A 12,531-nucleotide genomic window follows, 5' to 3' on the forward strand; every position below is an offset into this window, starting at 1 on the left:
GTTATCTGCTTGATAAAAAAACCGGCTCAGGCCGGTTTTTTTACGCCCTGCGTTCAGTGAACCGCTAGCAGGAAAACAGCGCCGAGAAGTCTTTGTTGCAGACGCGCTGCACCGCCGGATGCTGGATCATGCGCTCGGCGAAGATGATGTAATACTCTTCCTGCACGCTGTCTATACGTCCAATCTCCACCACGTTATCATCGTTGTAGGTATCCTGCGCATACAGCGTCGGCGCTACGAAGATCGCGTTGTGGTACATGCCGAAAGCCTTCATCAGCGCCGCATCGTCGAACTCGCCCAGAATCTCCACCTGGATGCCCTGCGTATTGAACCAGTTGAGCAGTTTGCGCCCCAGCATCGAACGGCGGCCGGGGATCAGCAACTTGCGCTGCTCCAGGCAGGCCGGGAACGGCAACTCCGGCGCCGGCTGGCGACAGAAGAAGCTGATGCCGCACTCGCCCAGCTTCAGCGAGAACAGCCCTTCCTGCTGGCTGGAGTCCACCGGGCAATCCGACAGGATCATATCCAGCTTGTGCTGGCTGAGCTGCTCCAGCAGCATCTCGTGCGTCGATTCAAAACAACGCAGGTGGATCTGTTCGTTGTCCACCACCACCGCCGTTTCCAACACCTGGCTGACCAGGCGCTTCGACAGCGCGTCCGCCACGCCGACGTCGAACAGCAGATTCGACTCTTTGCGATAGTTGACGATATCCAGCATTTCCTGGCTGAGCATAAACATCTTGTCAGCATAGCGGAACACCAACTGCCCCAGCTCCGAAGGCACCAACCCGCGCCCCTGGCGTTTGAACAGCTTGCCGTCCAACCGCTCTTCCAGCGCCTTGATCTGGCCGGTGATGGTCTGCGGCGTCAGAAACAACGCTTCAGCGGCGCCGACCACGGAACCGGCCTTGCAGACCTGCCAGAAATAGTAAAGGTGATTAAAGTTGATATGCGACATCCTCACGAGCGGCTCTCCTTAACAACGTTTCGCAGCGGCAAACGGTGTGCCGTGACGAGCGACAAACTTCCTTTCCCTGCTTCAGACAACGTATAGCCCCATTAGTCCCAACGAAGAACGGCCGAAGCTGCACATATTTTATACCGTACAGCTCCGACCAGCCATTTTATTATGTGCCCTTACCGGGCACATTCAGGATTAACGTACGCGCGGCAACGCCAGACGCAGCAATCCATACCCTACCACCGCCGCAGCCGTCGAGCCCAACAGGATCCCCAGACGGGAATAGGTGCTGAGCGCCATATCCGCCTCGCCGAACGCCAGCGAGGCGATAAAAATCGACATGGTGAAACCAATACCGCAAAGCACCGAAACGGCAAATACCTGTTTGAAGCCGATGCCTTCAGGCAAACGGGCGATGCCCATTTTCACCGCCAGCAGGCTGAAGAGGAAAATCCCCAGCGGCTTACCGATAAACAAGCCAGCCGCAATCCCGACCGGCAGCAGCGACGTCAATCCTTCCAGCGATACGCCCTGCAAAGAGACCCCGGCGTTAGCGAAAGCGAACAGCGGCAGGATCATAAACGCGACCCACGGGTGCAGCTCATGCTCCAGCGTTTCCGATGGCGATGGCCCCTTCTTGACGTTCAGCGGGATCATAAAGCCGACGATCACCCCGGCCAACGTCGCGTGCACCCCGGACTTGAGGATCGCCACCCACAACACCAGGCCAACCATCATATACAGCGAGGTTTTTCCCACGCCACGCCAGTTCATCACCGCCAGCAGCACCGTCGCCGCCGCTGCCACGCCCAGCGCCACCATCGACACTTCGTGGGTGTAGAACAGCGCGATGATGATAATCACGCCCAGGTCATCGATGATCGCCAACGCCAGCAGGAATACTTTCAGGCTGGTCGGCACGCGGTTGCCCAGCAGCGCCATTACGCCCAGCGCGAAGGCGATATCGGTCGCGGCCGGGATTGCCCACCCCTGGCGAGTGACTTCATCCGCGCCGTTGAATAACAGGTAAATCAGCGCCGGCGCCAGCATGCCGCCCAGTGCGGCGATCGCCGGAAACACCGCCTTGTCACGCCCGGACAGCGAGCCTTGCATCAGCTCGCGCTTGACCTCGAGCCCCACCACCAGGAAGAAGATGGCCATCAGGCCGTCGTTGATCCACAGCAGCAGCGGCTTGGCGATCTCCAGCGAAGCAATTTTCACCATCACCGGCAGGTTAAGAAATGCCTGATAGATCCCCTGCGCCGGGCTGTTGGCCATGATCAGGGCGACGATCGCCGCCGCGATCAGAATGATGCCGCCCGCGGCTTCCTGACGTAAAAATTGACGAATGATGTTGGTCACAGTACGTCTCTCCAAATCTGTGCAGGACGTAGCGCCCTGCGAACCACAGTCATGAAGTGAGTATAGAGGGCGTTTTAGTTCGAAAAAATAAGTTTATAAATGCTAAATAACTCGAAAAAACCGATCAAAAGCACGAGTAAATCACATTATTCTTAGGGAATGAGCGTTGTAGCACGCAAATAAAAACCCCGGGCAAATGCCCGGGGTTCTAACATAAACCAACAGAAACAGAAGGTTAGCGAGTCAGATCGTCAAAGAACTTTTTCACCCCGTCGAAGAAGCTCTTCGAGCGCGGGCTGTTCTTGTCGCCGGATGGGCCGCCCAGGCTCTCTTCCAGCTCACGCAGCAGTTGCTTCTGCTTGTCGTTCAGATTGACCGGTGTTTCCACCACTACGCGGCACAGCAGGTCGCCCTGGCTGCCGCCACGCACCGATTTCACACCCTTGCCGCGCATGCGGAACAGCTTGCCGGTTTGGGTCTCCGAAGGCACCTTCAGTTTCACCCGGCCATCCAGCGTCGGCACTTCAATCTCGCCGCCCAGCGCCGCCATGGCGAAGTTGATCGGCACTTCACAGTACAGGTTGTTGCCTTCACGCTCGAAGATCGGGTGCGCCTTCACCTGCACCTGAACGTACAGATCGCCCGCCGGTGCGCCGTGCTCGCCGGCTTCGCCTTCACCCGCCAGGCGGATGCGGTCGCCAGTATCGACGCCGGCCGGAATTTTCACCGACAGCGTTTTGGATTTCTCAACCCGGCCGTGGCCGTGGCACTTGTTGCACGGATCTTTGATGATCTGGCCGCGGCCATGGCAGTGTGGACACGCCTGCTGCACGGTGAAGAAGCCCTGACGCATTTGCACCTGGCCTTGACCGTGACAGGTTGGGCAGGTGACCGGTGAACTGCCCGGCTTGGCGCCGCTGCCGTGGCAGACGTCGCACTCTTCCAGCGTCGGGATGCGGATCTCTTTGGTGACGCCACGTACCGCTTCCTCGAGGGTCAGCTCCATGTTATAGCGCAGATCAGAACCGCGGCTGGCGCGCTGACGGCGGCCTCCGCCGAAGATATCGCCAAACACGTCGCCAAAGATATCGCTGAAGTCGGCACCGCCGCCAAAGCCGCCGCCGCCCATGCCGCCCTGTTCAAAGGCCGCGTGGCCATACTGGTCGTAGGCCGCGCGTTTCTGGTCGTCGGTCAGGACTTCGTAAGCTTCTTTAACTTCTTTAAACTTGGTTTCGGCGTCTTGTTCCTGGTTGCGGTCAGGATGGTATTTCATCGCCAGGCGTTTATACGCCTTTTTGATCTCACGTTCATCCGCCGTCTTGCTGACGCCGAGAATCTCGTAATAGTCTTTCTTCGCCATTCTTTCGCTTACCCTTAACATGCGTGCACGGGCGCAGAGTTGCCTCGACGCCCGTGCTGGTTTCCGGTAGCGGCATCTCGGCCGCCCCGTGCCCGCTTAAGGGCGATTATTTTTTGTCTTTAACTTCTTCGAACTCAGCGTCAACCACGTCGTCGTCTTTCTGCGCCGCGTTGTCCGCGCCGGCGTCAGCACCCTGCTGAGCCTGCTGCGCCTGAGCCATTTCCAGCAGCTTGCCGGAAACCTGCACCAGCGCCTGAGTCTTCGCTTCGATCTCGGCTTTATCTTCGCCTTTCACCGCCGCTTCCAGATCTTTCAGCGCCGCTTCGATCGCCGTTTTATCTTCCGCCGGCAGTTTGTCACCCGCTTCTTCCAGCTGCTTGCGAGTACCGTGGATCAGGTGATCCGCCTGGTTACGCGTCTGTACCAGCTCTTCGAACTTGCGGTCAGCTTCAGCGTTCAGCTCGGCATCGCGCACCATTTTCTGGATTTCGTCTTCGTTCAGGCCAGAAGATGCCTTGATGGTGATCTTCTGCTCACGACCGGTGTTCTTGTCTTTGGCAGACACGTGCAGGATGCCGTCGGCATCGATATCGAAGGTCACTTCGATCTGCGCCATGCCGCGCGGTGCCGCCTGGATGCCGTCCAGGTTGAACTGGCCCAGAGATTTGTTATCGCTGGCGCGCTTACGCTCACCCTGCAGCACGTGGATGGTTACTGCAGACTGGTTGTCTTCCGCAGTAGAGAACACCTGGCTGTGCTTGGTCGGGATCGTGGTGTTTTTGGTGATCAGCGGCGTCATCACGCTGCCCATGGTTTCGATACCCAGCGACAGCGGGGTCACGTCCAGCAGCAGAACGTCCTTCACATCACCGGCCAACACGCCGCCCTGTACCGCAGCGCCTACGGCAACCGCTTCGTCCGGGTTCACGTCTTTACGCGGTTCTTTGCCGAAGAAGTCTGCGACTTTCTTCTGCACCATTGGCATACGGGTCTGGCCGCCCACCAGGATCACGTCCTGGATGTCGGAAACCGACAGGCCTGCGTCTTTCAGCGCCACTTTCAGCGGCTCGATAGAACGCGCAACCAGATCTTCAACCAGAGACTCGAGTTTGGCGCGAGTCACTTTGATGTTCATGTGTTTTGGACCGGTCGCGTCTGCAGTGATGTACGGCAGGTTAACGTCGGTCTGCTGAGCGGAAGACAGTTCAATCTTCGCTTTCTCAGCGGCTTCTTTCAGGCGCTGCATCGCCAGCGGATCGTTGCGCAGATCGATACCCTGATCTTTCTTGAACTCTTCCACCAGGTAGTTGATCAGACGGCTGTCGAAGTCTTCGCCACCCAGGTGGGTGTCACCGTTGGTCGCCAGCACTTCAAAGGTTTTTTCGCCGTCAACGTCGTCGATTTCGATGATAGAGATATCGAAAGTACCGCCGCCCAGGTCATAAACCGCGATGGTGCGGTTGCCGACTTCTTTGTCCAGGCCGTAGGCCAGGGCCGCAGCGGTCGGTTCGTTGATGATACGTTTGACTTCCAGACCCGCGATGCGGCCGGCGTCTTTGGTCGCCTGACGCTGGGCGTCGTTGAAGTAAGCCGGCACGGTGATAACCGCTTCAGTTACCGGTTCGCCCAGGTAATCTTCCGCCGTTTTCTTCATTTTTTTCAGCACTTCCGCAGAGATCTGCGGCGGAGCCATTTTCTGGCCTTTCACTTCCAGCCAGGCGTCGCCATTGTCGGCTTCGACGATTTTGTACGGCATGATCGCTTTGTCGCGCTGCGCTTCTTCATCCTGGAAGCGGCGACCGATCAGGCGCTTGATGGCGAACAGGGTGTTTTCAGGGTTGGTCACTGCCTGACGCTTAGCCGGCTGGCCAACCAGAGTTTCACCGTCCTGGGTATATGCGATAATAGAAGGAGTGGTGCGGTCGCCCTCGGCGTTTTCCAGCACGCGTGCCTTGGCACCATCCATAATTGCTACGCAAGAGTTGGTAGTACCCAGGTCGATACCAATAATTTTGCCCATCTAAACGTCTCCACTAAAAAATTCATAATCAGTCAGGTTGCTAACCTATATGCGGGCGATTTTTTGCTTTTCAACTGCCCGATATCTCAGTGCGACCCGCGGTTAGCAGCTGCGGTTGCAAATAAGATGGGGCCATCCAGCTCGGCATCAAGGGGCAAGGCAAAAAAAATTTCTTTTTTTATCGTCATTCAGATCATTGTTTCCGGCTGCGGGGATCATTATGATGCGCGCGCTCTGATGGAAAACTTCGATTTTTTGGCCATTCAGACCATTTATGATTTTACTTCGCTGTTTCCGTTAATTTTCTGTTATCGCAGAGGACTTATGCACACCAACAAGTTGGCGAATCCCGGCCCTCTCGGCCTGATGGGCTTCGGGATGACCACCGTCTTGCTGAACCTGCACAACGCGGGCTTTTTCCCACTGAACTCCGCCATCATCAGCATGGGGATTTTCTTCGGTGGCCTGGCCCAGATCCTGGCCGGCCTGCTGGAGTACAAGAAGGGCAACACCTTCGGCATGACCGCATTCACCGCCTACGGCAGCTTCTGGCTGAGCCTGGTCGGCCTGCTGCTGCTGCCGCGTCTGGGCCTGGCTGAAGCCACCGAGGCGCACGTGCTGGGCATCTACCTGGCGCTGTGGGGCGTCTTCACCCTGTTCATGTTCTTCGGCACCCTGGCCGCCAACCGCGTGCTGCAGTTCGTGTTCGCCAGCCTCACGCTGCTGTTCGCCTTGCTGGCCGTCGGCAATATCACCGGCAACCACGCACTGCTGACCTTCGCCGGTTATGAGGGCATCATCTGCGGCGCCAGCGCCATTTACCTGGCGATGGCCGAAGTGCTCAACGAGCAATACGACCGCACCGTGCTGCCGATTGGCGAACCGGCCCCGGCCCGCGTCGCGGCCTCGCCGGTCACGGCGTAATCGCCCTTCCCTGACGAAAAAGCCCTGCAGTGCAGGGCTTTTTTTTAGCTGTAGGAATCGGCTCGCCGCTCGCCGGCTTCGCTGTTCAGGTCGCGATGCAGGTAGACGCCGAGCAGCAGCCCGATGAGCGACAGCGCCAGCACATAGTAAGCGGGCGCTAACGGGGTCAATTTCATGATCAGCGTCACAAAAATAGGGGTTAAACCGCCAAAAATAGCGTACGAGACGTTATATGAGAACGAGATGCCGGTAAACCGCACTTCCGCCGGGAAGGCCCGCACCATCACATACGGCACGGCCCCCACCACGCCTACGCTGAAGCCCACCAGCGCATAGCAGGCGAACAACATTTCCGGGCGCACGCCCACCGTTTGATAGAACAGCCAGCTGCAGCCGGCCAGCAGCACACTGCCGACCACCAGCGTTTTGCTGGCGCCGAAGCGATCGGCCGACAAACCGGCGACAATGCAGCCGGCGATCAGCATGATGGTGGCGATACTGTTGGCCTGCAGCGTCAAAGCCGGCGCAATTGCGAACTGTTTTTGCAGATAGGTTGGGGTCATCAGGATCACCACCACGATACCCGCAGAGAGCAGCCAGGTCAGCAGCATCGACACCACCACTTCCCGTTTGTGATTGAGCACCACCGATTTCAGCGGCAGCTCTTCGGCCAGCGCTTTACGCGCCTGCATCTCGATAAAGATTGGCGTTTCCTGCAGCCAGCGGCGCAGGTACATCGCCACCAAGCCGAACATGCCACCCAACAGGAAAGGAATACGCCAGCCGCCGCCGGCGATGCTCTGCGGGCTAAGCGTGGTATTGATCACCGTCGCCACCACCGAACCCAGCAAGATGCCTACCGTCAACCCGGCGGTCAGCGTGCCGCAGGCGAAGCCGATGCGCCGGCGCGGCACGTGTTCGGCGACGAAGACCCAGGCGCCCGGCACCTCACCGCCGATCGCCGCGCCTTGCAGCACGCGCATCAACAGCAGCAGCAGCGGCGCGGCGATGCCGATGCTGGCGTAGGTCGGCAGCAGACCCATCGCCAGCGTCGGCAACGCCATCAGCAGAATGCTCAGGGTAAACATCTTTTTGCGGCCGACCAGATCGCCGAAGTGCGCCATCACGATGCCGCCCAGCGGGCGGGCAAGATAGCCGGCGGCGAAGATGCCGAAGGTTTGCACCAGCCGCAGCCACTCCGGCATGTCCGCCGGGAAGAACAGATCGCCGACCACGGCGGCGAAGAACACGAAGATGATGAAGTCGTAAAACTCCAGCGCGCCGCCCAACGCGGCCAACGTCAGCGTTTTGTAGTCTTGCCGGTTCAGCCGGCGATTATTGTCGTGAGGCATAGGGCACCGTCGGTAAAGGCTGTAAAAATAAAAGCCGCAGGCTTTCTGTAAAAGAATCCTTACTATAACGGCAAATTATTTTCACACCAGACGGGCTGAAGCCGATCTCGCAGAACGCTGAAATTTAGAGGTTTATCTCGCGACGCGCGCTCTTTGGGCGAAATGCTGCTACCACCGCGGCGTGCGTTTCGACGTAAGGCCCGTCGAGCAGTTGAATGCAATAAGGCACGCTGGCGAAGATGCCGTGCACCACCGCATTGCCCTGCTCATCCTTTACCCCTTCCAGCGTTTCTTTGATCGACTTCGGTTGGCCGGGCAAGTTGATGATCAGCGCCTGCTTGCGGATCGCTCCCACCTGGCGAGAAAGAATTGCCGTTGGCACATAGTGTAGGCTGATCTGACGCATTTGCTCGCCGAAGCCGGGCATCACGCGATCGGCGATCGCCAGCGTGGCGTCGGGGGTGACGTCGCGACGCGCCGGCCCGGTGCCGCCGGTGGTCAGCACCAGATGGCAGCCCATTTCGTCCACCAGCTCACACAGCGTTTGTTCAATTTGCGTCTGCTCATCGGGGATCAGCCGGGTTTCCAGCTTGAACGGCGTCGCCAGCGCGCCGGCCAGCCACTCCTCCAGCGCCGGAATGCCTTTATCCTGGTAAACGCCGCCGGAAGCGCGGTCAGAAACGGAAACCAAACCAATACGTAAAATATCCATGCGTAACCTCTACAGCCTGATGGGGTCCGAACGGGTTCGTCTCCCGTTCTGTTGTCATTGCCGAGAGTATAAGGGCTTCCCCCGCCGGCGGGAGCGTCGGGCATAAAAAAAGGTGGCCTGAGCCACCTTTTTGCTGCGCGATCTGCAGGAATTACAGCAGGTCGGCGATCATTTTTTCCAGTTTACCCTGGTCTACGGCGAACTTGCGGATGCCGTCGGTCAGTTTCTCAACCGCCATCGGATCCTGGTTGTGCTGCCAGTAGAACTCAGGTTCGGTCAGTGCGGCAGGACGCGCCTTCACTTCACCGGTGTAAGACAGTTTGCGCTCCAGCGCGCCTTCGCTCTCCGCCAGCTCTTTCAGCAGCGCAGGCGCGATGGTCAGGCGGTCGCAGCCGGCCAGTTCGATGATTTCGCCGACGTTACGGAAGCTGGCGCCCATCACCACAGTGTTGTAACCGTGCTGTTTGTAGTACTGGTAAATTTCGGTCACGGAGATCACGCCCGGATCTTCATGCGGGGCGAACTCTTTCTTGTCGCCGTTGGCTTTGTACCAGTCGAGGATACGGCCAACGAACGGCGAGATCAGGTAAACGCCGGCTTCGGCACAGGCGCGAGCCTGAGCGAAGGAGAACAGCAGCGTCAGGTTACAGTTGATGCCTTCTTTCTCCAACTGCTCCGCCGCGCGGATGCCCTGCCAGGTCGAGGCCAGTTTGATCAGAATGCGATCGTTGCTGATGCCGGCTTCGTTGTACAGCTTGATCAGGCGCTTGGCCTTGGCCACGCTGGCAACGGTGTCGTAAGACAGACGCGCGTCAACCTCGGTGGAGATGCGGCCCGGAACCAGTTTGAGGATCTCCAGACCGATGTTGACTGCCAGCTTGTCGGCGGCGTCGGCGATCTGCTGCTCGCGATCGCTGCTCTGGCCGCGCGCCCAGGCGATGGCTTCGTCAATCAGTTTGCGGTATTCAGGAATTTGGGCTGCATTGAGGATCAGCGAAGGGTTGGTTGTGGCGTCCTGCGGTTGATACAGCTTCATTGCCGCGATATCACCCGTATCTGCAACCACTGTAGTCAGCTGGCGCAGGGAAGTTAATTTGTCGGTCATGTTGGCATTATCTCATCGTTTGTGCATGAACTTTTGGCATTGTTCAACCATGCCCTGCCCTGATAATAACATGCGCCAAGCCCGGCGCAAGGCTGGAAAACCGCGGCGCGCAAGCATCTGTTTTATCCTTGGGCGAGCAACCGTTTACGCCGATATCTTTCGCCATAACCGAGCGGATGGAAAGGCAATAACGTGCTATCGCCCGAATAAATTATGTTAAATTCGAAAAAATTGATGCAATTCGTCCGCTAATCTGCGAAAAATCTTAATCGACTGACGCCGGACCGATTCCAGCTAAGCTCTTGTAAAAAATAGGCCAATGTTTTTCACCTGCGGTGGATGCTGCCAGGTGCGCATGACATTTCGATAAGAGGAGGGATCCCTTGACGGACCTGATGAATTTTATAAACAACATTTTGTGGGGGTCAGTGCTGATTTATCTGTTGCTCGGCACCGGCATCTACTTCACGTTGCGTACCCGCTTTATCCAGCTTCGCCACTTCAGCCACATGTTCTCGGTGTTGAAAAACAGCAATAAAAGCGACAGCGCCGGCATCTCCTCTTTTCAGGCGCTCTGCACCACGCTGGCGGCGCGCGTCGGCACCGGTAACCTGACCGGCGTCGCCATTGCCCTGACCGCCGGCGGCCCCGGTGCCATCTTCTGGATGTGGGTGGTGGCGTTTATCGGCATGGCCACGTCATTTGTGGAAAGCTCGCTGGCTCAGCTCTACAAAACCAAAGACGATAACGGCAACTACCGCGGTGGCCCGGCCTATTACATGGAAAAAGGCCTCGGCATGCGCTGGATGGGCGTGCTGTTCTCCATCTTCCTGATCATCGCGTTCGGTCTGGTGTTCAACGCCGTACAGGCCAACTCCATCGCCCAGGCCTCCGCCGTCGCCTTCCATTTGCAGCCGCTGCACGTCGGCATCGGCCTGGTATTGTTGAGCGGCGTGGTGATCTTCGGCGGCATCCGTTCCATCGCCAAAGTGGCCGAACTGGTGGTGCCGCTGATGGCCGGCGCCTACCTGCTGTTGGCTCTCTGGGTGATTGGCCATAACATCGAACACATGCCGGCGATCTTGGCGCTGATCTTCAAAAGCGCCTTCGGCCTGCAGGAAGCCGCGGCCGGCGCCGTCGGTTACGGTATTTCCCAGGCGATGACCCAGGGCGTGCAGCGTGGCCTGTTCTCCAACGAAGCCGGCATGGGCTCGGCGCCCAACGCGGCGGCGTCCGCCTCGCCTTATCCGCCGCATCCGGCTTCGCAAGGCTATGTGCAAATGCTCGGGGTGTTTATCGATACCATCGTCATCTGCAGCGCCACTGCGGCGATCATCCTCTCTTCCGGCATACTCGATCAGCCGACCGACAGCATCAGCGGCATCGATCTGACGCAGCGCGCGCTGTCGACCGCCGTCGGCAGCTGGGGGGCACCGTTCGTCGCCATCGCCATCTTCTTCTTCGCCTTCACCTCGATCATCGCCAACTATGCCTATGCCGAGAGCAACCTGGTGTTCCTCGAGCACAACCACCCGGGCGGCCTGCTGATTTTCCGCTGCGTGGCGCTGGGCATGGTGATGTTCGGCGCGCTGGCGGAGCTGCCGCTGGTGTGGAAAATGGCAGATACCTCCATGGCCCTGATGGCGATCACCAACCTGACGGCGATCCTGCTGCTGTCGCGGGTGGCGCTGAAACTGGCCGACGACTACCATCGCCAACGCCGCCTGGGCAAGCTGCCAACCTTCGACGCCACCCGTTATCCGGAGCTGAAGTCGCAGCTGGAGCCGGGCGTGTGGGACGACCAAAAGCCGCCGCGCTGAGTTTTCCGGGGCGCCTGCGATACGCGCCCCGGCCTATTGGACCGATTGCCCCTTTTTCCCGCGCTTTTTGCTACAGTATCCGCACTTGGATAAACAGGATCTGGCCATGCTCGTTATTATTTCCCCTGCAAAAACGCTCGATTACGAAAGCCCGCTGGCGACAGAACGCTTCACGCAGCCCGAACTGCTGGACAAGTCGAAACAGCTGATCAAAATTTGCCGCGAGCTGACGCCGGCGCAAATCGCCAGCCTGATGAGCATCAGCGACAAGCTGGCCGGGCTGAACGCCGCGCGCTTTAGCGAGTGGCAACCGACATTTACCCCGGACAATGCCCGTCAGGCGCTGCTGGCGTTCAAGGGAGACGTTTACACCGGCCTGCAGGCGCAGGATTTCAACGAAGCCGATTTCGACTTCGCCCAGCAGCATCTGCGCATGCTGTCCGGCCTGTATGGCGTGCTGCGCCCGCTCGATCTGATGATGCCGTACCGGCTGGAGATGGGCATCAAGCTGGAAAACCCGAAAGGCAAAGACCTGTACAGTTTCTGGGGCGATAAAATCACCCAGAAACTCAACGAAGCGCTGGAGCAGCAGGGCGACGACGTGGTAGTCAACCTGGCGTCCGACGAGTATTTCAAGGCGGTGAAGCCGGCCAAACTGCACGGCGTACTGATCAAACCGGTGTTCCTCGACGAGAAGAACGGCAAGTACAAGGTCATCAGCTTCTACGCCAAGAAAGCGCGCGGGTTAATGAGCCGCTTTATCATCAAAAATCGCCTGACGCGTAGCGAACAGCTGGTGGACTTCAACCTGGAAGGCTACGCCTTCGACGAAGCCGCCTCGCAGGGTAATGAACTGGTGTTCAAACGCCCGGAGCAGGCATAAAAAAAGCCGTCGCAAGACGGCTTTTCGCATTT

At 58.4% G+C, this 12,531-nt stretch carries 10 protein-coding genes; 3 read left to right on the top strand and 7 right to left on the bottom strand.

Features of this window, described 5'->3' with window-relative positions; genetic code table 11:
- Positions 1-64: 64 nt before the first annotated feature.
- From nhaR to dnaK, 4 genes are all read right to left on the bottom strand, one after another.
- Positions 65-964 carry a transcriptional activator NhaR gene (gene nhaR / locus BVU99_RS09725; protein WP_004932962.1) on the bottom strand — a complete coding sequence of 300 codons (900 nt, stop codon included), beginning with the start codon at positions 962-964 and terminating at the stop codon, positions 65-67.
- 192 nt (positions 965-1,156) lie between these two features.
- Complete coding sequence (gene nhaA, locus BVU99_RS09730; protein ID WP_025301521.1) at positions 1,157-2,323, bottom strand: Na+/H+ antiporter NhaA; 1,167 nt, start codon at positions 2,321-2,323, stop codon at positions 1,157-1,159.
- Positions 2,324-2,558: 235 nt separating this feature from the next.
- Entirely contained in the window at positions 2,559-3,683 is a 1,125-nt protein-coding gene (gene dnaJ, locus BVU99_RS09735) for a molecular chaperone DnaJ (protein WP_004932969.1), read from the bottom strand.
- 106 nt (positions 3,684-3,789) lie between these two features.
- Positions 3,790-5,703, bottom strand: coding sequence for a molecular chaperone DnaK (gene dnaK, locus BVU99_RS09740; protein ID WP_004932972.1), 1,914 nt, complete (start codon positions 5,701-5,703; stop codon positions 3,790-3,792).
- Positions 5,704-6,027: 324 nt separating this feature from the next.
- On the opposite strand from dnaK, the gene satP reads away from it, so the two are divergent.
- Positions 6,028-6,627 (top strand): acetate uptake transporter, encoded by a 600-nt coding sequence (gene satP, locus BVU99_RS09745; RefSeq protein WP_143557846.1) that lies wholly within the window; start codon positions 6,028-6,030, stop codon positions 6,625-6,627.
- 44 nt (positions 6,628-6,671) lie between these two features.
- Here the strand turns inward: satP and BVU99_RS09750 are convergent, their stop codons facing one another.
- From BVU99_RS09750 to tal, 3 genes are all read right to left on the bottom strand, one after another.
- Entirely contained in the window at positions 6,672-7,979 is a 1,308-nt protein-coding gene (locus tag BVU99_RS09750; protein ID WP_049205425.1) for an MFS transporter, read from the bottom strand.
- A gap of 124 nt (positions 7,980-8,103) precedes the next feature.
- A complete protein-coding gene (mog, locus tag BVU99_RS09755; protein WP_015376607.1) occupies positions 8,104-8,691 on the bottom strand; it encodes a molybdopterin adenylyltransferase in 588 nt (195 codons plus the stop codon).
- A 151-nt stretch (positions 8,692-8,842) separates the two neighbouring features.
- Positions 8,843-9,796, bottom strand: a complete 954-nt coding sequence (gene tal / locus BVU99_RS09760; RefSeq protein WP_004932982.1) for a transaldolase — start codon at positions 9,794-9,796, stop codon at positions 8,843-8,845.
- A 383-nt stretch (positions 9,797-10,179) separates the two neighbouring features.
- Here tal and BVU99_RS09765 point away from each other — a divergent pair, with 383 nt between their 5' ends.
- The gene (locus BVU99_RS09765; protein ID WP_025301518.1) at positions 10,180-11,616 is read left to right on the top strand and encodes a sodium:alanine symporter family protein; all 1,437 of its coding nucleotides are present in this window, start codon (positions 10,180-10,182) and stop codon (positions 11,614-11,616) included.
- 106 nt (positions 11,617-11,722) lie between these two features.
- Positions 11,723-12,499: a peroxide stress protein YaaA gene (gene yaaA, locus BVU99_RS09770; protein WP_099816592.1), complete on the top strand. Its 777-nt coding sequence runs from the start codon at positions 11,723-11,725 to the stop codon at positions 12,497-12,499.
- Positions 12,500-12,531 lie beyond the last annotated feature (32 nt).

Origin of the sequence: Serratia sp. OLAL2 (genome assembly GCF_002752475.1) — a bacterium.
In the GTDB taxonomy this organism is placed as follows: Bacteria; Pseudomonadota; Gammaproteobacteria; order Enterobacterales; family Enterobacteriaceae; genus Serratia; species Serratia bockelmannii.